Here is a 22,197-nt window from a genome sequence, read left to right on the forward strand (position 1 = left end):
GACACATGAAGTGTAGGCCCGAAGGCCGGGCGCTGCGTGGCGCCGCCCACGCCCCCTGTCAGGACGAGTGGACCAGGGTTCCCGAGCCTTCGCGCAGGACGCTCCAGTCCACCAGCCGCGGAAAGGCCTCGGCCTTGGCCACCGGCAGGCCGGGTGCCACCAGGAAGCCCTGCATATAGGTGCAGCCGTGCTCCAGCAGCCAATCGCGCTGGGCCATGGTTTCCACCCCCTCGGCAATCACCTCCAGGCCCAGGTGGCGGCTGAGGTCGATGATGGTGCTGACCACCGCGGCATCGCGCCGCGACTCCAGCATGTTGGCCACGAACAGACGGTCGATCTTCAGGGTGTCCAACTCGAAGTGGCGCAGGTAGGCCAGGGACGAATAGCCGGTGCCGAAGTCGTCGATGGCGATGCGCACCCCCAGGGCCCGCAATTGCCTGAGCTGTCCCCGGGCCAATTCCAGATCCTGCATCAACGCGCTCTCGGTGACTTCCACCTCCAGCTGCTCGGGCCGCAGGCTGAACTCACCCAGCACCCGCCGCAGGTCATCCACCAGTTGCGGCATGCCGAATTGCACCGGGCTGACATTGAGGCTCACCACCAGCTCCTCGCCAAAGGCCGGTATCCAGGCGCTGCACTGGCTGGCGCCCTCCCGCAGCACCCAGTCGCCCAGGCGGTTGATCAGGCGGGTTTCCTCCAGCAGCGGGATGAACACGTTGGGCGCCACGGTGCCGGCCACACGGTGCTCCCAGCGCAGCAACGCCTCGAAGCCCCGCAGCCGCCCCGTCTCCAGGTGGATCTGCGGCTGGTAGACCAGGTGGAAGTCGTTCTGCTCGATGGCGTTGCGCAGGCTCTCCTCCAGCATCAGCCGGGAACGCGCACGGCCGTTCATTTCCGGCGAGTAGAAGCGGTACTGCTGGCGGCCGGCGCGCTTGGCCTCGTACATGGCGATGTCCGCCGCACGCAACAGGCCGTCCACGCTCTGGCCACACTCGGGGAAGCAGGCGATGCCGACGCTGGCGCCCAGAGTGACGTCGATGCCCTCGATACGATGGCGCACCGACACCAGTTCGATCAGCTTTTCCGCCACCCGCGCGGCATCCTCGGGATGGTCAAGGCTGTCGAGCAGCGCGGTGAACTCGTCGCCGCCCATGCGCGCGAGGATGTCGTAGGGGCGCAGGCAGTTCTTCAGCTGCTCGGCCACCCGTCGCAACACCCGGTCACCGGCCTCATGACCGAGGGAATCGTTGATCAGCTTGAACCCGTCCAAGTCCAGATAGAGCACAGCCATGCGCTTGCCGTTGCGCTCGATGCGCGCCAGTGAGGCCTCCAGCGCCTGGTGGAAGCCGCGGCGGTTGAGCAGGCCGGTGAGGGCATCGGTGATGGCCTGGGATTCGAGCTGCGCGTGCAGCTGGCGCACCACCGACATGTCCAGGGCGATGACCACCATGGACCGCTGCAGGCGCGGCAGCGGCGAGGACGACAGCGCCACCGGCAGGCACTCGTCGCCCATGGTCTTGAGGCTGGCGTCGTGCAGCCGGTAGGTCTCGTTCTGCCTCCAATGGCGGTAGAACTCCGACAGTTTCCACTCCGTGCCCGTCTCCGGGTGGGCAATCAGGTCCAGCAGCGGCCGCCCCTCCAGATCGTCCACCGAACCCTGGAGCATCTGGGCGATGGCCGGGTTGGCGAAGCTGATGAGGCCGTCCTCGCCGACCACCAGGATGCCCTCGGCGGCGTTCTCCAGCACCGAGGCGTTGAAAGCGCGCGCGCTGTCCAGTTGCTGGCTCAGTTGCAGCAGGTCGCGCCGGTTGCGTTCGTGGGCCAGCAGGGATTGGATCTTGTGGCGCAGCACCTGGGGGTCGAAGGGCTTGAGGATGAAATCCACCGCCCCTGAGGAGTAGCCGCGCAGCACCGCGTCCTGGGTGTGGGCGATGGCGGAGATGAAGATGATTGGCGTATAGCGGGTCAGCGGGCTGCTGCGCATCAACCGCGCCACTTCGAAACCGTCCATGCGCGGCATCTGCACGTCCAGCAGCACCAGCCCGACTTCTTCCTCCAGCAGGCATTTCAGCGCGGCCTCGCCCGAGTCCACGGTGCGAACCTGCCATTCGCCGTCGTCCAGCAGGGCCTCCATGGCCGCAAGGTTCTCCGGGCGGTCATCCACCACCAGCAGGATATTGGCCTCCGGGGCCTCCTTAAGCTGCAGGCGCGCCATGGCGATCTCCTGGTTGTTCCAGCCAGCGGTAGAGCATGTCCAGCATTTCCTGGCGACTCACCGGCTTGGCCAGGTAGTCGTCGGCGCCGGCGGTGATGCATTTCTCCCGGTCGCCCTTCATCGCGTGGGCCGTCAGGGCGATGATCGGGATACCGCAGCCGTGCTCCTGCTTGAGCACGCGAGTAGCGGTGTAACCGTCCATATTGGGCATGGCCATGTCCATCAGGATCAGGTCGAAGGGTTCGCGCTGGAAGCAGTCGACGGCTTCCAGCCCGTCTCGGGCGGCGGTCACCTTCAGGCCGGCTTCGTCGAGCAGGGCGCTCAGCGCGTAGATGTTGCGCACGTCGTCATCCACCAGCAGCACGCGGCAGCCGTCCAGGGGATCGGCAATGGCAACGGGGCCCGGCTGGCGCACGGCGGCGAGGAACCCCTGCACCGCCGAGCTGAGGTGGTCGAGGTCTTCGCCGGCCTTGCGCACCACCACTGCCGAGTAGCGACGCAGGCGCTGGAGGTTCTGCTGGTTGACGTCGACCCCGGTGTTGATGACCACTCGCGAACCGTCCAGCGGGCGCGCGCGGTCCAGGCTGTCGAGCAGCTCGAAGCCATCCTGGTCGGGCAGGTCCAGGTCGATCACCAGGGCGGAGAAATCGCTCTGCGCATAAGCCTTGCGAGCGCCCTCGCCGTTGGCGCTGACGACCACGTCGAAGCCCAGTTGCTCCAGGTGTTCGCGGTAGTGTTCGCGCTCCACGTCCACATCTTCCACCAGCAGCAGCTTGCGCTCCTGCGGCGGGTTGCGGTCTTCCAGGTCCAGGAACACCTGCTCCAGGTCCTCGCGGGCGATCGGCTTGACCAGGTAGCGGGTCTCATCCTCGTTCCAGTCCTGCGGCTGCGGCACGCAGGAAATGATGTTCACCGGCGTGGTGCGGTGGTTCGCGTAGCTGCGCAGGCGCCGGTAGATCTGCCAACCGCTGATGTCCGGCAGGAGGATGTCGAGGATGACGGCGGCGAAGCGCTCATTCTGCAGCAGGCCGAGCGCCTGTTTGCCGCTGCGGCAGTGAACGCTGGAGAAGCCATGGGCCTGGGCCTCTTCGGCGATCACCGTGGCGAAATTGACGTCGTCTTCGACGATCAGCACCGCCGGTCCCTGGCCGCTACGCACTGGCTGCGTCGGACCGTCGTCGTCCTTCGGCTGGCTGGCGGCCACCGCCACCGGCAGCCGGACGATGAATCGCGAGCCGCGCCCCGGCACGCTTTCCAGGGAGATGTCGCCGTCCAGGGCGAGCACCAGTTGGCGGGTGATGGCCAACCCCAGGCCGGTGCCGCCGAAGCGCCGGCTGGTGGAGCCGTCAATCTGCTGGAAGGCCTGGAAGATACGTTCGTGCTGCTCTTCGGGGATTCCGATACCGGTGTCGCGCACGGCGAAGCGCAGCACCTCGCGCTCGTCGGTCGCCGCCGCGGGGTCCAGCTCCACCGACAGCTCCACCTCGCCCTGCTCGGTGAACTTGAGGGCGTTGGACAGCAGGTTGCGCAGGATCTGGTGCAGGCGCACCCGGTCGCTGTGGATAACCCTGGGCACGCCGGCCTGTACATGGGTGGAAAGGCGCAGCCCCTTGATCTCGGCCATCGGCCGCAGGCTGCCATCCAGTTCGGCGAGCATGTCCTGGACGTTCAACGGCTCCAGCTTGAGCTGCATGCGTCCGGCCTCGACCTTGGCCAGATCGAGCACATCGTTGATCAGTTGCAGCAGGTCGCTGCCGGCGCGGTGGACGATGTCGGCGTGGCGAGTCTGCTTTTCAGTGAGGTTGCCGACCATGTTCTGCCGCAACTGGTCGCTGAGGATCAGGATGCTGTTCAGCGGCGTGCGCAGTTCGTGGGACATGTTGGCGAGGAATTCGGATTTGTAACGGTTGGCCAGCATCAATTGCTCGGCCTGGTCGCGCAGGCGCTGTTCGGCCTCCTTGCGCTCGCTGATGTCGATGATCACCGCCTGTACCAGCAGGTCGCGACCGGCGCGCAGAGGCGACAGGCCCACCTCCAGGGGAATCATGCGGCCATCGCGATGCTGGCCGAACAGCTCGCGGTTGCTGCCCATGCGCCGCTGCTCGGGCTTGCGCTGAAAACCCTCGCGCATGCCCACATGGACTTCGCGCTGGGCCTCGGGGAGCAGCATTTCCACCGGCGAGTCGAGCAGTTCCTGGCGGCTGTAGCCGAACAGTTGCTCGGCCTGGCGGTTGACCATGGCGATGCGCCCCTCGGTGTCCACCAGGACGATGGCGTTGGGCGAGGCTTCCACCACCAGGCGAAAGCGCTCCTCGGCGCTTCTGCGCGCCTGCAGGTCCAACACGTTGAGCAGGTAGCGCAGGTCGCTGCCGTGGTTGAAGGTGCTCAGGCTGCAGGCCACGGCAATGCGTTCGCCATCATCCAGCCGGGCTTCCGTTTCGCTCAGCTCGTGGGGTGCCTGCGCAGCCGCCAGTTCACGCAGGTCGCCCAGCCCCGGCAGGAAGCGACGCAGGCGCTGGCCGATCAGGTTATCCACGGGCGACGCCAGCAGCTCGGCGGCGCGGGCGTTGGCCATTTCGATCCGCCCCTCGCCGTCGCAGGTCAGGGTGGCGACGGGCAGGTGCTGCAGCAGCAGGCGGAAGCGCTCTTCGCGCTCGGCCAGCTCGGTGGAAATCGACAGGCTGAGCTGTAGCTGCCGCTCGCGATGATAGAGATAGCCGCCCACCAGCAGCGAGAGCAGCAGGGCAGCGGCCAGGCCGGTCCAGAGGCTGAAGGCGATCCGGTTGTTGCCCTGCATCGCTTCGTATTCGGCGGTGCTGCCTACGCCCAGGAGCCAGGTACGGCCGAACAGCTGCAGCTTCTCGACCTGATGGAAGCGCGGTGTATGGGTGCCGCTGAGCTCCTCCAGCAATGGCGAGTCGGGGGTGCCGGCGTCTTTCAGGTCGATGCGGTAGAAGGCGTTCTGCGCACCGAGGATGCCATCCATCAGGTCGTCCAGGCGGAAGGCGCCGACAATCATGCCGCGCAGGGCGGCACGGCGCTCCTCCGTTGAGGTGATGGGTGCTTCGGGGCGGTATACCGGCATGTACAGGAGCACGCCGTTCTGCACCGCCTGCTCGGTTTCCTGCTTCAACCTGACCGGGCCGGTGAGGCTGGCTTCGCCGCTGTCGCGTGCCAGGTCGGAGGCCTGCTTGCGCACCGGTTCGCTGAGCATGTCGTAACCCAGAGCCCGCCGGTTGCGCCAATCCATCGGGCTGATGAACTGCGCCACCAGATACTCGTCCCGAGGCCCCGGGGGAAAGACGCGAAACTCGCGACGCCCCTGCTCCCAGATCTCGCCAACGAACTCGTTCAGCCCATCGTTCTGCAGATAGCGCGCCCAGGCCAGGGCCTGGATGCCCGGGTAGCGATCCTGCAGTTGCAACTGGTCGGCGGCCCGCGCCCACTCTTCGGCGGACACCTCGGTGCTCCCCACCATCAGGCCGGACATGCCGCGCAGCACCATTTCGTAGGCGCGCATGCGGGCGCTGACGCGCTGGGTGATCACCTCGGCCTCGATCTTGAAGCGCTGTTCGTATTCCTCGCGCTTCTGCGCTTCGAGAGCCAGCCATTGCCAGACCACCAGGCCACCGAGCACGGCCATCAGAGCCAGGGTCACCAGCAATGCCAGAAGGTATTTACGGGAAAAGGGGGATCGCTCGTCCATGCTGTCTCCTGTCCACTCCATGGCCATGGTGGCGCCGCTGCAGCGGCACTGATCCATGGGTCAGGCGGGGCCCTGCGGACCCTGCAAGGCAGTCTAGACAGGATTGCGGAAACTGGCTTTGCGCCAGTAATCGGTTGACGAGCGGCAGAGGCGACGAGGCCCGCGACAGCGGGCCTCGTCGTGGTGGCGGGGAATCAGTACTGCTGCGGAGCCTGGGCACCGGGGATGGGCGTCAGCTTGATCTCCACGCGGCGGTTCTGCGAACGGCCGGCCTCGTTGGCGTTGCTGGCGATCGGCTGGTCCGGACCCATGCCACGGGAGGTCACGCGGGTGCCATTGACACCCTGAGCCATCAGGTAGTTGGCCACGCTCTGGGCACGCTGCTGGGACAGGTTCATGTTGTACGCGTGGCTGCCGGTGCTGTCGGTATGGCCGACCACCTCGATGTTGTTCTGGTCGTACTGCTTGAAGGAGGTCGCCAGGTTGTTCAGCGGGCTGTAGAAGTTGCTGGCGATATCCGCCGAATTGGTGGCGAAGGTGATGTTGCCGGGCATGATCAGGTTGATGTTGTCGCCCTGGCGCTGCACCTGCACGCCAGTGCCTTCCATGCTGCGGCGCAGCTCCGCTTCCTGCTTGTCGACGTAGTAGCCGTAGCCCGCGCTGGCGGCGCCCGCCACGGCGGCACCGATCAGCGCACCCTTGCCACGGTTGTCGTGGTTGATCGCGGCACCCGCCACGGCGCCCGCCAGGGCCCCCAGGGCGCCGTATTTGGCGGTCTTGCTCATGCCGCCCTCGGCGGGAGCGGACGCTTGGCCCTGGTTGTCGTAAGGATTCTGCGAAGCACAGCCCGCCAGCATGGCGAACGCGGTGGCGGCGATGATCAGGCGACGCGAGGTGAACATGGACTTTTTACTCCTGAGAATTCGTTCAGCCGGTATGGCTGCGGGCCATTAGAGCATTCCGCCCCATGGAAATTCCGTGGATCAGGCCCGCACGAACGGATTTTCCCGCATTTCGTCGCCCAGACGGGTGTCCGGGCCGTGGCCGGTGACCACCGTGGCCTCCTCATCCAGGCTGTAGAGGCGCTGCCTGATCGAACGCTCGATGGTGGCGTAGTCGCCGCCCCAGAGGTCGGTGCGGCCAATGCCGCGACGGAACAGGGTGTCGCCGGCGATCAGCAGCTTGACCTGCGGGAACCAGAAGCTCATGGAGCCCGGCGTATGCCCCGGTGTGTGCAGCGCCACGCCACAGCCGCAGGCCAGTTCCTCATCGTCGGCCAACCACTGGTCGGGCGCCGGCACCGGCTTGTAGGGCACGCCGAACATGCGGCACTGCATTTCCAGGTTGTCCCAGAGGAACTGGTCTTCCTTGTGCAGGTGCAGGGTCGCGCCGGTGGCCTTCTTCAACTCGCCCGAAGCGAGGAAGTGATCGAGGTGGGCATGGGTGTGGATGATGCTCACCAGCTTCAGGCCATGGGCCTCCAGGCGCGCCAGGATCTGTTCGTGGTTACCGCCCGGGTCCACGACAATCGCCTTCTTGCTGACCGGATCGCCGATCAGGGTGCAGTTGCACTGCAAAGGCCCAACAGGGAATGTTTCGCGGATTAGTGCTGGTTTTGCGGCTTCCATGGATGTTCCTTTATGATATTTGGCACAATTTTGTCACACTGAGAATTGCAATGGCGACGATTCGGAAACGCGGCCCTTCCCAGTGGCAGGTACAGGTCAGACGCAAAGGATGGCCCCTGCAAAGCAAGACATTCAACACCCAGACTGAGGCGAAGACCTGGGCGACGATGATCGAGCGCGAGATGGATGCCGGCGTGTTCGTTAGCCGAAACGAAGCCGAGTCGACCTCGTTCGCAAAAGCCCTAAAGATGTACGCCGAGCAGGTAACCTCTAAAAAGCGCAGCAGCGACTCCGAGCTGTCACGAATTAAGGTCTTGCTACGCCATCCGCTAGCCCTCAGATCAATCGCAAGCATCCGGGGAGCAGACATGGCTAGCTATCGAGACGAGCGCCTCGCAGAGGGCCTAGCGCCAGCCACAGTTCGCCGTGAGCTAGCACTGATCTCCCACGTCTTTACCATTGCTCGCAAAGAGTGGCGCATGGAGTCACTGAGCAATCCCGTCGAGCTGATCCGCCAGCCAAGCGTCGATGACGCTCGGGATAGGCGGATCCTCACTTCTGACGTATGGCAACACCTAGATGGCAATTTGGTCTGCGAGCACCTCGACGAGTTGGAGATGATCTATCGATACTCGCGTTCGAACGAGTTGCCGCAGATTGTCCGATTCGCAGTCGAGACAGGTATGCGCCGCAGCGAGATCTCCGGCCTACTCAGAACCAATGTGGATTTAAAGAAGCGAACCGCCTTCTTGTCGCTGACGAAGAACGGCTCTTCGCGTGGCGTACCGTTATCCAGCCAGGCCGCTGCGATTGTGAAGCACCAGCCAAAGCTGCAGGATGGCCGAGTATTTAGAAGTCAGCCAGATACCATCACCAAGGCATTCCTAGATGCCCTAGGTGACGCGAGGGGAGCGTATGAGGTGGGGCTGGGTATGCACCTCAGAACAGAAGGAGTCGAGCCGGAAAAAGCTGCGAAGCGAATCGCTGAGGATCCCTTCCTAGTCGACCTGCGATTCCACGACTTACGTCACGAGGCCACTTCGCGCCTGGCTGAGATTTTCCCCTTGCACGAGCTGACCAAAATCACCGGCCACCAAGACACGAGAATGCTCATGCGCTACTACCACCCAAGGGCTGAAGATCTAGCTAAGAAGCTAGGCTAGCTAGAAGCATCCCTGACTGCTGAGCTACACCTGCTGACGGATACGAACGCGTTGTTCAATCTGTTGGTAGATCTGGACTCCCGCACGGTGGGCAATTTCAACCACCACAGCAAAACGTTGCTGGGCTATGTAGTCTGCCCAGCCTGACTCACATCGAACGACCAGATAGTACGTGTTGCCATACTGAGCCAGTTCTCCACGTTTGAAGGTCACGCTCGCTGTTTGTACTGTTCCCTTTTCTCGCAGTGTGGATCCTGGTTGAAGATCGCAGTTCTTGCTGGAGGCTAGCTTGGGGGCTTTGCCTTCTGCTTTTGCTCTCCATCGAAATTGCTCAACGACTTCATCTGGCGTCACGCCTCGCAGTACCCTGAAGCTCATATGCACACCGGCGTAATCAACACGTGTATGGCGCACGGGCGGATCGTAAGCCAAGGTGACGGTCAGCGTTCTCTCACCTGCCTGCGTCAGGTAGCGCTCAGGGATCGGGATCTCGTATACGGCAAAGTTGTCCAGCGGCAGGGCATCTTCAGCGTATAGGACGACCCTAGAGTCGTCGGAGTAGGTGGCCCTCTCTATCCCAATGTACCCATTGCCGCAGATATGTCGTTTGGAGTCTGCATCCAGATGGATCAGCCGTTGCCGAGCTTCCTCGGGAATTTCAGCCGCACCTACCAACAATGCCCTGAGCAGATTGGCTGAGGCGCGGGGAAAGCGTGCCAGCAGCTGCGCGGCCTTGTGTGCAGCCATAGGGGTGGAATAAGAGGTTCCGGATGCTGAGCGCAGCATTTGCTCCAAGAAGAGATGGTTGAGCGTTAACACTCCTGCGCTGGGCAGGTCATAGCCCCATCGCAAGCCGTTAAGACGGTCATAGACCATTGTGCCGCCGAGATCCACGATATCGGGCTTTATCGCACCTCCGATCCCGGGACCTGCCCGAGAGAAAGGGGACGGCTCAAATGGGCCGGTAATAGGCCGCACACCGACATCTTGGTCGATGAGCTCTGCGTCGATCCCCGCGCCGTGGGCAATGGAGCCGACTGTCAGCACGTTGAGCGCTGCGGAGGGCTCTAGAAAGCGATTGCTGGGCTCCAGGAGGTAAGCTGGGTAATCAGTGATACCTTCCTCTTGTCGTTCCGCTTGCCTTGGATGACGGTTGCCTGCGGAAACCAGAATGAGCGCATTGAGCTCACTAGCCAATTCATCAAGAGTGGCAGTCCAAGGGCCTACCTTTCCGCCAGCGTACGGAGCGCTTCTCGTATCAGCCAATGAAATACTGAAAATACGGCAGCCAAATTCACGATTCAACGTAGTCAATGCTTCCCGCATCTGACTGGGAACGAGACGGTGATCATCGAAACGCCCCTCATCATTCACCACGCGCGCTGAGCAAATCCTCGCCGCACAGACAAGATGGTCGCTGGTTGCGAGCTGTGCACGAAGGTCACCAAAAGCAGCAACTCCGGCGACCCTGGTTCCGTGGCCCCATACATCAGCCGCGCCCAGCTCAGCCGGTACTCCAATGGCGCCGACAATAGCCCCCTCCAGTAGAGGGTGATCATTTATACCGCTGTCGATAATGCCAATGATGGGGGCATTATCGGGCAGCATCACGGGGGGGAGGTCGGGTAGGGTAAGCTCCAGCGCTTCTCGGGTGAACGTGTCAGGCTGAGGCGGCAGATCGATGGTGGCAATCACATTGTAGTGGTCAACCCATTCCGGACAGTGGGTTAAGTTTTTCTTCGGCCACCGCAGGTGGCAGTCCGTCGTTGAACTGATGCGGCCTGATCCAGTTGTAACGGTGCATCAGGTAATGACTGATGTCCCGTTGAGCTTCCTGGGCGGTCAGGTATCCGGTCGTTGGTACCCATTCCGACTTCAGGCTTCGGAACAGGCGCTCCATCGGCGAGTTGTCCCAGCAATTACCCCGACGGCTCATGCTCTGCTGCATCCGGTAACGCCACAGCCGCTGGCGGAACAGGCGGCTGGCGTACTGGCTGCCCTGATCCGAATGGAACATTACCTGTTGTGGCTTGCCGCGTTGCTCGTAAGCCATGTCCAGGGCCTTGATTACCAACTCGGCATCCGGTTTGGCCGAGAACGCCCAGCCAACTACCCGACGGGTATGTAGATCCAGCACTGCGGCCAGGTAATGCCAGCGACCTTGCGCCCAGACATAGGTGATGTCGCCACACCAGACCTGATTGGGAGTTTCGGTCGTGAACTCGCGATTCAGCCGATTCGGAATATCTGGTCGTTCAACAGTGGCTTGCTTGTAGGCGTGCGAGCCCGGCTGCTTGCTGACCAGGCCCAGTTCACGCATTAGCCGGCGTACACGAAAACGGCCAATCGTCTCGCCACTCTCGCGCAGCATGCCCAAGATGCTCCGGCTTCCGGCCGAGCCTCGACTCTGACTGAACAACTGATTGACCTGGCTGCGTAGCGCCACGCGGCGAGCATCGATACGGCGACATCGAAGACGATGGGCGTAGTAGCAAGAGCGCGCCACATCGAAGGCTGAACAGACCACCTCTACCGGCTCCTGCTCACTCAACTGGTCTATCAGCGCGTACGATCGAGTTCGTCTGACATCAAGAGAGCGGTAGCCTTCCTAAGAAACACCTTCGACGGCCTGTAGCGTGAAGCCGAATTCGGCTGCTCGCCGGTGCAGGCCTCTGACCACGCGCTCGCGATATTTTTGCTCATAGTGGTCGGCTCCCGGATCCTGATAAGCCATGCCGAAGCGCATCGCGTTGTAGAACAGGATGGCGATCTTGCGCGCCGTGGCGGTCACCGCCTTGGCCTTGCCGATACGCGCCGACAAGCGTCGATAAAAAGCGCCCAACGCCGTGTTCGTTCTGCCAGTGGTTACGGCAGCCAACCGGAGATGGGCTGTCACCCGATTCTTGGTCTTGCGCGTGTGTGCCGAGAGCACTTTGCCGCCGCTGATCCGGCAACCCGGCGCTAAGGTCAGCCAGGAGGTGAAGTGCTGGGCGGTACGCCAGCGGCTCAGATCGGTACCGCACTCGGCGACTAACCGCAGTGCCAGGTAGGGGCCGATGCCGTGGATCTGGGTCAGATCGACGCCGACCAGTTGATAGAGCAAGACACGGACATCGAAGTTGAGCGCGTTCGGCTGTCGCGCGCGGTGGCGTGGCTTCGGTAGCGGTTCACTGGGTGAGGGGCGCTGCCGGGCGAGCCGCTGCAGGCTCTCGGCAATCTGCTGGTCGCAGACTTCAAGCTGCGCCTGATAGGCGTCGTACATGGCCAATGCCTGCGCCAGGGCAAACACATGTTCCGGCTGGTAATTGCCCACCAGGGCACTCTGGATGGTCTCAACGCTCGACTTGCAGCGGGTATCGCGCAGGGTTGCCAGTGTCGCCGCGTTGCGCTCGCCGGCGACGATCGCCCGGATGATGCGCATGCCGGTGGCCCCGGTAATGTCGGCGACCACATGCTGCAATTGCAGGTTCATGTGGGTGAGCGCCTTCTGCATGTGCTGGATATGCGCCGCGGCGTAATCGAGGTGGCGTTCGCGCAAACGTAGATAACTGCGTAACGCTGCGATCTCGCGCTCGGGATGGAAACTGGCCCGCAGCAAGCCACAGGCATGCAGACGCTGGATCCACTGCGCATCGTTGACGTCGGTCTTGCGCCCAGGCACAGCGCGGGCATCGCGCGCATTGGCCAGCACGACGTGCAAACCGTGGCTCTCGAGAATCTCGTAAACCGGAATCCAATACACCCCGGTCGACTCCATCGCCACCGTGGTGACGCCCAGCTCGACCAGCCAAGCGGCCATGCGCTCCAGGTCGGCGGTAAACGCCTTGAAGGTTTGCACCGGCTCTTCGGCGAGATCGATGGGCACGGCCACCACATGGAAGCGCGATCCGATGTCGATGCCGGCTGCACGCTGGTGAATCACTGGCAGACCCTGCCGCTGTGAACTGGACGTTTTCATGAGAACCCTCCACTTACCGGATGTACTGGACGGGGACTCGGATCAGATCACATTCCTAAACGGGGTCACGAAACGCGCCACCACTCACGGGTCCGCAGCTTCCCCTGGGTCAGGTTTTTTGACGGGGACTGAGCCTCCAAAAAGCAGACGACCACTGTCCAGCGCTGTCAGTGTAGTGGTCGTGTTTCTAGCCCAATGGGGCGCGGTGCGCCGGGGAGGCGGTTTTTTAATATCGCTTTCTCCCGCTCCAGCCGGTTGATCCGGGCTTCCAGCTCTTGGATCTTCTGCTGCTCGGGCGTCAGCGCCTTGCTCTTCGGGGTGACTCCCTGGCGCTCATCTTGGAGCTGTTTCACCCAGCGGCGTAATGCCGAGTCCACGACGCCCAGCGAACGGCAGGCTTCGATATGGCTGTAGCCTTGATCCAGTACCAAGGCCGCTGCCTCTCGCTTGAACTCGGCGGAAAACGTACGTCGTTGCTTGTTCATCAGACACCTCTTTCACGGCGAGGATTTTCGCCTAAATCGGTGTCCGGGATCAGTAGACCACTACACATCGATGGATAGCAGTTGAGCGAGGACGCCACCCAGTACCTCAATCCGTAGAAGCGAGATGGCGGGGCCGTTGTATCGGTCGTATACCGTACCGCCCTGGTCCTCTATGAATCGAGTTAACTCTTCTAGTTTCGTGAGGCGAACTTGGGTCGAGCCTATGTTCCAGAGCTCCAGGTCCAGGAGCATCAGCGCGTCTGGAACTATGTCATCGAGGTCAACAAAGCCCTCCTCGCGAAGACGTATCCCGATCCGGTCACGCGGCTCTATTGCACCGATTGACTCAATGCCGGAAATGAACTGGGAAAATGGTGCGTTTTTCTGCCGCTCCGGAATCTCACCGCCGTACGCTTCAAGCTGGGCGCGAAAATGGGTGAGGTCACCATTGGAGGAAAAAAGAATGAGTGTCTTGTCCGGATCGCTGGATAGCAGCTCTAGGCCTGCGCCGTGCCAGCTCTCCTCCAAGAGGGCATCAGTCATCCTGACTCGTAGGATTAGCGAGGGGTCCACAATCCCCGGACGTTTGCGGGCTGCCTGCTGCTCAACAGCTTGAGCCAATTCATCGTTGAGCCTGCCGCTATGATCACCTCGATCACGCATAACAGGCTTGCCAAAGCCCGGTTTTTTGCGTCGTGGCAGTTCTTGTGGAATGCGAATTAATCGAAGGTGATCATAACGGGCCATCCTGACCTCTTTGCTAGTTGGCTAGTTCAAAGCTTTGCGCGTCCAGCTCTCCTACGGCTCTCGTCTGCCATTGCTGCTTTAAAGTCGGACTCCGTGATCCGTTTGCGGCGGGCAACCAAAGGGGCCTTGATCGTTTGGGTGCAGACACGTTCGATTTCCGCAAAAGAATAGCCTTCCAAGCGACTGATGTATTTGGACAGGTCGAAATCGATAATGACGTTTTTGAATTTGGTGCCCAAGAAGCGTCTGATGAGCGCTGGATCTGGTTTATCGAACCAGATGACCTCGTCGAAGCGCCTCCAGATTGCAGCATCCAGAGAGTTGTCGAGGTTAGTGGCGGCGATCATGAAACCACGCGGTTGCATCCGGTCGATGAACAGCAGAAGGCTGTTCACGACGCGGCGAAGCTCGTTGTGCTCTGCCGAGTCGTCACGCGATCGGGCCAGGGCATCGAATTCATCGAGGAAGAGGACACAGGGTTGCCGTTTAGCGAACTCAAAAATCTTGCGTACATTTCCAGCGGTTTCGCCCAGATAGGATGAAATCAGGCGATCGAGCTTCACGACAAACAGCGGCAGACCCAGCTCTGCGGCAAACACTTCGGCGCAGAGGGTTTTTCCGCACCCGGGGGGGCCGCAAAACAGCAGTTTGGATCGGACAGAAAGTCCATGCCGGCGAATTTCTTCCGAGCGCCTGTACTCCTGAAGCAGACCCGTAAAGACCCGAACATTGGCATGTGAGAGCGTTATGTCTTTATGCGAATGGAGGGGTTCGACCTTCTCGACAAAGTCGTCGGCGGCATCGGGGAAGGGGATGAGCGAAGCCAGCTTTTGGGGCTGCTTGCTAGAGTTCACACTCGCGGACGTTGCATTATCCAGCGTATGACGGAGAGACCTGGCAAGGACTCGGTTATTTTTCTGCTCTTCTTCGAGAATTATCTGCTCGGCAACAGCTCGGAACTCTTCGTCTCGGCCGTAGCTTGCCAACAGCTTTTTCATTAGTTCGCCACGTGCCATAGCTTTTATCCCGTCCGAATCCCTGAGTAGATCTCGAATGCGTTTCCCTGAGGAAGGGTCTTCAAACTAGTAGGTCGACGCCATCTAGCCCTGTCTGGGCAGCGATTCTACCCACATTGAAGGGCTCCGGCAGCAGCCCTTCGTCTCTATCACAGATTACCCTGAGGACAGCATTCTGGAATGCGCAGCAGAGTCCTCCCCCCTCAGACAGCCTCACGTGGGATGGGTATTGCTCGATGTAGACGATCATCGCGACCAGGTCAAAGCCTACCGCAACGGTGGGTTCTTTTTAGGCATTTTAGTCTCCAACGGCCCTTCACGAGCACATGGAGTGCCAACCAAGAAAGATGGCATGCTACGACTTTGCCATCGCACCTAAGGGGAGAGGGATGCCTGCGCTCGTTACCGAACTGGTGAATGCAGCGATTGACACCTCGGTGTCATCAGCGGATTTGCTACGTCGCGCTCTAGTCGCGACCAGGCGGCTGGGAGTACCTGAACTGATCGACTGGATCAGCAGCGAGCTGAACGGTTATTACTCTGGAGAGGTTCCCGACTATCGCCGAGTACAAGGACAGTTGATGGCGGAGAACCCAATTCATGGCCCCATTCCATTCTTTGCACCGCCCGAAATGGCTGAGATGCTGTCGGACTTCGAAGTTCGACAGTCAGTGCCTGAGCTCATACAACTTGCCCAAAGCACAACGGGCATATATAGCCACTTCCCAGCCAACGTTGAGCACACGCTGATGCAAATGATACGTGAGACGCACGGCGTGATGATGCGCCCTGCGCTCAAATTTTCCACGGTTCAGGTGGGTTCTACCCCGTTAGCACGGACACTTTCGAGTAAGCTCACGTCGAGCTAAAGGAGTGTTCATGTCCAAGCGCAAGAAATACAGCCCCGAATTCAAGCGGGAAGCCATCGAGCTGGTTCGTCGTTCAGGGGCGAGCTGCCGACAGGTGGCCCTGGAGATTGGTGTTGCTCCCAACCTGCTCACACGCTGGGTTCGGGAGGCACAACCAAGCGCAGAGAAAGCCTTCCCTGGAACGGGAAGTCCGCGGGATGAGGAGCTTGCCCGCCTCAAGCGCGAGTTGGCCCGAGTAACCAAGGAACGTGATTTTTTAAGAGACGCGGCAGCGTACTTTGCCAAGGAGTCATCGAGCGGTACACGGTGATCCAGCGCTGCCGCAACGAGTACCCGGTACGACTGATGTGCCGTTGTCTGAAGGTTTCTGCCAGTGGCTATTACGCCTGGCAGGATCGCGAGCCAAGCCCACGTGCTCAAGAGAATGCGCGCCTGGTGAGGCGTATTCGGGAGATCCACGAGGACAGCCGTGGAGTGATCGGAGCGCCACGGATGCACGAGGATCTGCTCGACGAGGGCGAAATCGTCAGCCTGAACCGCGTTGCTCGCCTGATGGCCGCTGAGCGCATTCAAGGCTGGCCCCGCCGTAAGAGACGTGGCTTTGGAAGAGTCGCCAGCGGCCGTCCAGCAGGCGTGAAAAACCTGCTGGAGCGCGATTTCACCGTGCAGGAACCGGAGCGCAAGTGGGTCACGGATATCACGGAGATAGCCACACTGGAAGGCAAGCTCTTCCTATGCGTGGTGCTCGACCTGTACAGCAAGTTGGTGATCGGTTGGTCGATGCATCACCGTCAGGATCGGCAGATGGTGATTCGAGCGGTGGAGATGGCGATCTGGCAGCGCCAAGGTGACTGGTCGGTGATCCTACATTCGGATCGCGGTAGCCAATTCACCAGTGCTGACTACCAGCGCTTTCTGAATCGCAACACGCTGGTCTGCAGCATGAGTGCCGTCGGGCATTGCGGCGACAACGCTGCCTGTGAAGGCTTCTTCGGTCAGCTCAAACGGGAGCGCGTTGCCCATCAATCGTATCGAACTCGTGATGAAGCTCGGGCGGATTTATTCGACTACATCGAGCGGTTTCATAACCCACGAATGCGTCGTAGAGTCGCCCGGCAAGATCTGAAGTTTTCAGCCCTTTTCAAACCGTCCGTGGAAATGGGGTAGAACCCATGTGTAACGATTCGAGCCCGGCCTGACCGGGCCTTTAGCCGCGTGGGTTGCTAGATGAACGATGATCGCTTTGGAATGGAGTCGGCCATGCTCAGTGCCATTCGGGCACATAAGGATTCCGGCTCACCCGCCCTCCGCGTGGGACTCTACGTACCAACCCGCGCGGAGGTAGCAAGCTGGCCGGCTCACCGCTTGCTGAACACCCTCGAGGACTGGCTGTATGAGTCGCCAAGTGAGTTGATTCCGAGTGACGCTCAGATCGGACAGGTCCTAGCCGTACTGCAGGCTCGACACGATGCCGACGACCTGTCGGCATCCATCGAACTCTGCTACCAGTTCCTCAGAGAGTAGATCGGTCGATTAGCACTTCAGTGATTCACTGTGAATCAGATGAGGAACGCCAGCGGTGATTCACGGTGAATCAGGCATTGATCGCCAGCAGTGATTCACCGTGAATCAGGCACTGATCGCCAGCAGTGATTCACCGTGAATCAGGCACTGATCGCCAGCAGTGATTCACCGTGAATCAGGCACTGATCGCCAGCAGTGATTCACCGTGTCCGACAAGAGCTGGAGACACCCTCTGCCATTTCAGACTTGTGGAAGATGCCTCTGCCGATATGGATCTAGAGCGTCGGAACAACGCTCGGATCGCGGACTCGTAAGTTTTCTGAGCAAGGCCGCTCATCTAGGTTGGACGTCCCAGGAGGCGAAACGCAAAGAGTGAGAGCAACGCCATAAGGTAGTACGACGCTCCGCACCACGCCGTAGGGGATCTCAGCCGACCGAGTAACTCGGCCGCTGTCGCTGATGATTTCCACATCAGACGGTAGGGTTGAAATCACACTGGATCCCATCCCCTCATGCCTGACCTCTTTACCAACGCGGTAATCGAGCACTACCTGAACTTTCGCCGTAGAGGGGCCAACTTCGAGAATGGTGACCTGACTAGCGAGATCCACGAGGCCTAGGGCGCACGCAGTCATTTCAGTGTTGCAGCGCTTCACCTCTAGCGCCGGATACCGAAGGGGATCGCTTGATCCGGCCCTTCCCATAAGGGTGTTTCCTGCGCCAATCCCCATGCCGGAGTAACCCGACAGATCTGTCGCGCCCGCGTAGTAGTCGACCACTACTGGCAACTGATCGGGGCGGACTCCGGTGGAGCATCCTGCAAGCGCACCCAACGCGAAAGCCACTCCAATTTTTACTGTAGAACGCATGCTACTTCCTTCTAAATGTGGTCTAGGTGAATTTCACAAGGCGACTCGTTCCGTGCCTTGATTAAGCTACGAAATACTCGTAGCTCCAACCCAAGCGTCGGCACCGTAGCCCGCATTCGGCAAAAAGCTGATTTAACTTCCACAATGCCATTTCCCTCGGCTAGCATTCGAAGTACCAAAGTCGGTATCAACCTAAGCTAAATCACACTTGCTTACCAAACGATAAGGTCAAATCGATGTCCAAACTCGCAGAATTTAAAGCGCTAGAAGCACAACTCGCCGCCCAGCTAAAGCAGCTGAATGCGCTCAAGAACGATGACGGGCTGAAGCGCGAAATCGAATTCGAAGAGAAGTTGCGCAAGCTGATGGACGACTACGGCATGAACCTACGTAACATTATTGCCCTCATCGATCCCCAAGCTCAGCGTAACGTCGTAACTCCGACCGCACGAAGCCCGCGTCGTCAGCGTCAAGTAAAAGTCTACAAGAACCCGGAAACCGGCGAGGTCGTTGAGACTAAAGGCGGAAACCACAAAATCCTGAAGGCGTGGAAAGAAAAGTACGGCGCAGGGAAAGTGGAGAGCTGGCTACAGTAATCAGTCCGCGCCAAGGAAAAAGCCAGGCACTGCCTGGCTTTTCTTTTTATATATTGATCAATCTGGAACTCCGAGGAGTTACTGCCATAGCTGCGCGAGCCTCTGTAAACAGGCGAGTTATCCTGCCCCTCAATTTCTACGATGAGCATCCAGAGGTCCCGAATCTCCTCTTAGTCTAAGGCTGCTTAAGGTGAAGATCCCTGTTAGCGCAGCTCAGTTCCTTGCCCTGATCAACTAAATCGAAACTAGCGAAAATTCGAACCCAACAAGCATTGAGCAAACCTTAAAGGCCACATCAATCAATACAAATAAATCATGACCAAAATTTATGCTTTCGTAATTTCATTAGCATAAACACCCGATGTATTAAGAATTTCTGTTGTTTAAAATCCAAGTACCAATGGTCAGCCTCCTATACGATCCCATTACCCTTGGAGCAAGCATGAAAACAACGAACGTTTCGAAGAGGTTATCTATCTCACGGGAAGCGACAGTGAAAATCCCCCGCACGATTGGCCTAGGGCTAGTTATCTATTTCGGCCTCGTTGTTCCAGGCCAGCAAGCTAGCCTCGATCATCGCCCTAAGAATCAGGAAACAAAACCGCACTCACCTTCTGTTCCGGTACCAGCCATTTATCGGCCGGCGCTGAAGGAATAAACCATGAACACAAAATCCACTTTAAAAATGTTTTTTCTGCATGCCTCAGGTATTTCAGCTACCAGAAGCGCGCTGCGCGAGGTTCGCCATGCTCTTAGCTTTCCGAGCCACGTCCTATTGACTTTTTTGGGGATGGTTAGAGTCATAAAGGAACAAGCAACTGAGGACCGCGTGCTAGCAGAGCACTTGGGTTCCGAAGCTCTCTGGGACCGCATGGTAAGCCAGTACGGAATCACCACCCAAAGCGTCCACCGAGGCTACCGTTCAGCGACCGTCTTAAACTACCTACTGCTTATCGCCATCGCAGTCAATGTTGGTTCTCTACTTGGAGCTATCCCAGATTCGCTGGTAATAATTTCTGCTAAATTAGCATTTCTAAACTTACTGCTAATCCTTCTGGTACAAAATGCCTATCGACTCAATATGGCGCGAACTCAATCCGCCCCATCCGTAGTAGCCTTCATCAAAGCAGTCATACTTAACCCAACGTTCCTAATCGCCCTTCCCCTCCCGATATGCTACCGCGTGAGAGGTGAACGAGATGAATAGCTTCACTTCAATCGTGTTGATGTGGCTATTCGGACGCTGGATATTTAACGGCGGCTCAGTTACCAGCGACATCAACGCCCTGGATGTTACCCCTCTAACCATCTTCGCTAGCTACTTCGCCACTGCAGGAGTCGCCTTGTTCAGCGTACTGTCCTCTTGGGCAGTTTTCCTGGGAATATTTCGACTTCGCAACGGTGGTAATTTCTTTGGTGTTCGGGATGCAAACGAAAGCTTTTTCTATCCATTAAGGGTGACATTCGCATTGGCATTGCTCGCCCCGATTATCCCAGTGGGCTCCGCTGGCGACCGCGATATCGTGCTGACACCTGGCCATTCATTGGTTGCAGGAGTGGCAAAGAGCGCCGCGGAATTCGGGGACGCCGCCCAAGCCGACTCATTTCAACTAATGCATACTTACAACCTGTTTCATGATCCTCAGTTCCACATTGACGTGGATCCGGCCAGGTCCTTGGAGATGCTCAATTCGTGGAAGCTATCGGCTACCCAACTGGCAACCGCGGTTGTGTTCCGCGATCCGCAGGGTGTCTATTCGGAGACGAGTGCCGAACAGATAGCCCAGGACGTCCTGCTGGAACGGTGGAACCAAGTGCACCGAGAGACACCTTCCGAGATAGTCGGTGCAATTCCTTCCCCCCGTGCAGTATTCCTGGCACACCACATGCGAAGCATCCCTGTGCCGCTGATCGCCCCGAGTGACGCCGCCGCGAGAGCATCGACGTCAGGCGTGAAAGGGCTGATCGGCTTCGATGCCGAGAACATTACGGTGGATCGCGAACGCACCGGCGAGGGCTGGTTTTGCCAGGCAGGTTGGATGGAAAGCACGTTGTGCTCTGATGAGTTCTTGGCCGTCAGAAAGAACAATGCATCCAGCATTCAAGTAGGTATTGCCGCGGCGCAACGACATATCTGGGTATCGCTGTTCAGCCTCGCGCTCGCCCAAGCCATTGAAGTTCGAGAAGGCTCCGCATCAGCTGAGGAAAGTAAGCGCTTTTACGATGACGGCGTGCGCTGGGCCAATCAGACCGCAAATTGGTTTGCCGAGACCGTAGAGTTAACCGTTGCCAACCAACTGGCTACCGATCAGGCATTACGTTCGGAAGCGTATTTCAACGAACTGAGGCACTGGGGTTGGATGCTTGGCGGTACCTTTGTACTACGCGCAGCGTCCGATTTCTCCCGCGCAGCCGCTTATGCCGAAGGTGCTACCTCGCAGATGATGCCGCAGTCCAGTCTGGCGGCCATGACGCCTGGCGACGACCTGTCGAAGTTGGTCGAGGGCCAAGCGCTCTCGCAGATCCAGCCAGACTCAAGCAGAGCTGAGCAATCCTGGCTTAGTCGTATCTTTTCCCTCGACATTCTGAAGGAAACTGCGGGCCCAGGCAGTCAAAACATCCATACATTCGCAGCCTGGGGCCGAGCCATGGTCGGTTCAGGCATCGGTCTGATCGCAGGCGGTTCTGTAATGAGCTACCTCCCCTGGATCAAGAAAGTCAGTGATGGCTCGCTGATGAAAGTCGTTGGATATGCCCTGATCATATCCGGCGGTCTATTGGGCTATGTCATGCCACTGCTTTTCGCAGTCTACGGGTTGATGGGCGCGATCAGTTGGCTGGTCGTGGTCGCCAGTACCTTCTTCGGCGTCACACTCTGGTCGGCAGGCATGGCCGCCCCCAAAGGCGAAGAGCATACCTCCCAACTCAGTGCCAAGGGGTGGAACTCCTTCATTTTCATCGGCCTCTACCCAGCTCTTTCGGTCGGAGGCCTCGCCGCAGCTATCGTCATCAGTGCCGTGGGGTTAAGTCTGGTGCAAATGCTGGCGATGGGGCTGTGGGGCATGTTCGATCCCGGCGTTTCCGAGGTCGGCCGCCCGCTGGAAAGCCTGGGTGGTCTTGTGATCGGCGGTCTGCTCACGTTGGGGGTCGTCATCATGTTGAGCTGGAACGTAGTAGTGACCAGCGCGCAACTGGTCACCAACTTCCCGCGTTCGGTTCTGAACATGATCTCTCTTTCCGAGCCCGGGCTGAATCCTTACGAGAACAGCATGCACGGCATCCTGGGAAATGTGTCGATGGTTACTCGTACGGCGATAGGAGGTGTCGTTCGCAATATCATGAGACCTGGACGAGGCATTCCTTCAGCAACTGGCCAGTAATGTCCCCGCCAGAGCAAGGAAGCCCTGGGCCCACACCACAA

At 59.6% G+C, this 22,197-nt stretch carries 14 protein-coding genes and 2 pseudogenes; 6 read left to right on the plus strand and 10 right to left on the minus strand.

The genetic code is table 11. The features are described from left to right. Positions 1-58: 58 nt before the first annotated feature. The 4 genes from PJW05_RS22250 to PJW05_RS22265 form a co-directional block, all read right to left on the minus strand. Positions 59-2,215 (minus strand): putative bifunctional diguanylate cyclase/phosphodiesterase, encoded by a 2,157-nt coding sequence (locus PJW05_RS22250; protein ID WP_271409121.1) that lies wholly within the window; start codon positions 2,213-2,215, stop codon positions 59-61. Then, positions 2,196-5,921 carry a response regulator gene (locus tag PJW05_RS22255; RefSeq protein WP_271409122.1) on the minus strand — a complete coding sequence of 1,242 codons (3,726 nt, stop codon included), beginning with the start codon at positions 5,919-5,921 and terminating at the stop codon, positions 2,196-2,198. Before PJW05_RS22255 ends, PJW05_RS22250 begins: the two co-directional genes overlap by 20 nt. 194 nt (positions 5,922-6,115) lie before the next feature. Next, a complete protein-coding gene (locus PJW05_RS22260; protein WP_271409123.1) occupies positions 6,116-6,823 on the minus strand; it encodes an OmpA family protein in 708 nt (235 codons plus the stop codon). Positions 6,824-6,904: 81 nt separating this feature from the next. Beyond that, positions 6,905-7,549, minus strand: coding sequence for an MBL fold metallo-hydrolase (locus PJW05_RS22265; RefSeq protein ID WP_271409124.1), 645 nt, complete (start codon positions 7,547-7,549; stop codon positions 6,905-6,907). Between the two features lie 2 nt (positions 7,550-7,551). Between PJW05_RS22265 and PJW05_RS22270 the strand changes: the two genes are divergently transcribed. Then, entirely contained in the window at positions 7,552-8,712 is a 1,161-nt protein-coding gene (locus PJW05_RS22270; protein WP_271409125.1) for a tyrosine-type recombinase/integrase, read from the plus strand. A gap of 24 nt (positions 8,713-8,736) precedes the next feature. Here PJW05_RS22270 and PJW05_RS22275 read toward each other — a convergent pair whose 3' ends face one another. From PJW05_RS22275 to PJW05_RS22300, 6 genes and pseudogenes are all read right to left on the minus strand, one after another. After that, positions 8,737-10,320, minus strand: a complete 1,584-nt coding sequence (locus tag PJW05_RS22275; RefSeq protein WP_271412285.1) for a S8 family peptidase — start codon at positions 10,318-10,320, stop codon at positions 8,737-8,739. A gap of 97 nt (positions 10,321-10,417) precedes the next feature. Further along, a pseudogene (locus PJW05_RS22280) lies at positions 10,418-11,320 on the minus strand (IS3 family transposase); the annotation flags it as partial. After that, the gene (locus tag PJW05_RS22285; RefSeq protein ID WP_442969162.1) at positions 11,321-12,670 is read right to left on the minus strand and encodes an IS110 family transposase; all 1,350 of its coding nucleotides are present in this window, start codon (positions 12,668-12,670) and stop codon (positions 11,321-11,323) included. 224 nt (positions 12,671-12,894) lie between these two features. Then, positions 12,895-13,155: pseudogene (locus tag PJW05_RS22290) on the minus strand (transposase); the annotation flags it as partial. A 60-nt stretch (positions 13,156-13,215) separates the two neighbouring features. Next, positions 13,216-13,902: a hypothetical protein gene (locus PJW05_RS22295; protein WP_271409126.1), complete on the minus strand. Its 687-nt coding sequence runs from the start codon at positions 13,900-13,902 to the stop codon at positions 13,216-13,218. A 26-nt stretch (positions 13,903-13,928) separates the two neighbouring features. Next, a complete protein-coding gene (locus tag PJW05_RS22300; protein WP_271409127.1) occupies positions 13,929-14,900 on the minus strand; it encodes an AAA family ATPase in 972 nt (323 codons plus the stop codon). Between the two features lie 407 nt (positions 14,901-15,307). Between PJW05_RS22300 and PJW05_RS22305 the strand changes: the two genes are divergently transcribed. From PJW05_RS22305 to PJW05_RS22325, 5 genes are all read left to right on the plus strand, one after another. After that, positions 15,308-15,787 (plus strand): AbiTii domain-containing protein, encoded by a 480-nt coding sequence (locus tag PJW05_RS22305; protein ID WP_271409128.1) that lies wholly within the window; start codon positions 15,308-15,310, stop codon positions 15,785-15,787. 10 nt (positions 15,788-15,797) lie between these two features. Then, positions 15,798-16,954, plus strand: a protein-coding gene (locus PJW05_RS22310; RefSeq protein WP_271408054.1) for an IS3 family transposase whose coding sequence is annotated in 2 segments (ribosomal slippage) — positions 15,798-16,047 and positions 16,047-16,954 — 1,158 coding nt in all. Because the reading frame shifts where the segments join, the coding sequence is not laid out codon by codon here. Positions 16,955-18,416: 1,462 nt separating this feature from the next. Further along, positions 18,417-18,776 carry a histone-like nucleoid-structuring protein, MvaT/MvaU family gene (locus PJW05_RS22315; RefSeq protein ID WP_271409129.1) on the plus strand — a complete coding sequence of 120 codons (360 nt, stop codon included), beginning with the start codon at positions 18,417-18,419 and terminating at the stop codon, positions 18,774-18,776. Positions 18,777-19,437: 661 nt separating this feature from the next. Beyond that, entirely contained in the window at positions 19,438-19,983 is a 546-nt protein-coding gene (locus PJW05_RS22320; protein ID WP_271409130.1) for a hypothetical protein, read from the plus strand. Further along, complete coding sequence (locus PJW05_RS22325; RefSeq protein ID WP_271409131.1) at positions 19,976-22,156, plus strand: hypothetical protein; 2,181 nt, start codon at positions 19,976-19,978, stop codon at positions 22,154-22,156. Before PJW05_RS22320 ends, PJW05_RS22325 begins: the two co-directional genes overlap by 8 nt. The last annotated feature ends 41 nt before the right edge of the window (positions 22,157-22,197 follow it).

Source organism: Pseudomonas sp. Q1-7, assembly GCF_028010285.1.
Lineage (GTDB): Bacteria > Pseudomonadota > Gammaproteobacteria > Pseudomonadales > Pseudomonadaceae > Metapseudomonas.

Excerpts from the sequence above, each read along its gene's own strand:
- PJW05_RS22265 (WP_271409124.1), bottom strand. The coding sequence starts at position 7,549 with ATGGAAGCCGCAAAACCAGCACTAATCCGCGAAACATTCCCTGTTGGG.
- PJW05_RS22300 (WP_271409127.1), bottom strand. The coding sequence starts at position 14,900 with ATGAAAAAGCTGTTGGCAAGCTACGGCCGAGACGAAGAGTTCCGAGCT.
- PJW05_RS22270 (WP_271409125.1), top strand. The coding sequence starts at position 7,552 with ATGTTCCTTTATGATATTTGGCACAATTTTGTCACACTGAGAATTGCA.
- PJW05_RS22275 (WP_271412285.1), bottom strand. The coding sequence starts at position 10,320 with ATGCTGCCCGATAATGCCCCCATCATTGGCATTATCGACAGCGGTATA.
- PJW05_RS22325 (WP_271409131.1), top strand. The coding sequence starts at position 19,976 with ATGAATAGCTTCACTTCAATCGTGTTGATGTGGCTATTCGGACGCTGG.
- PJW05_RS22250 (WP_271409121.1), bottom strand. The coding sequence starts at position 2,215 with ATGGCGCGCCTGCAGCTTAAGGAGGCCCCGGAGGCCAATATCCTGCTG.
- PJW05_RS22295 (WP_271409126.1), bottom strand. The coding sequence starts at position 13,902 with ATGGCCCGTTATGATCACCTTCGATTAATTCGCATTCCACAAGAACTG.
- PJW05_RS22315 (WP_271409129.1), top strand. The coding sequence starts at position 18,417 with ATGTCCAAACTCGCAGAATTTAAAGCGCTAGAAGCACAACTCGCCGCC.
- PJW05_RS22285 (WP_442969162.1), bottom strand. The coding sequence starts at position 12,670 with ATGAAAACGTCCAGTTCACAGCGGCAGGGTCTGCCAGTGATTCACCAG.
- PJW05_RS22260 (WP_271409123.1), bottom strand. The coding sequence starts at position 6,823 with ATGTTCACCTCGCGTCGCCTGATCATCGCCGCCACCGCGTTCGCCATG.
- PJW05_RS22255 (WP_271409122.1), bottom strand. The coding sequence starts at position 5,921 with ATGGACGAGCGATCCCCCTTTTCCCGTAAATACCTTCTGGCATTGCTG.
- PJW05_RS22305 (WP_271409128.1), top strand. The coding sequence starts at position 15,308 with ATGCCTGCGCTCGTTACCGAACTGGTGAATGCAGCGATTGACACCTCG.
- PJW05_RS22320 (WP_271409130.1), top strand. The coding sequence starts at position 19,438 with ATGAACACAAAATCCACTTTAAAAATGTTTTTTCTGCATGCCTCAGGT.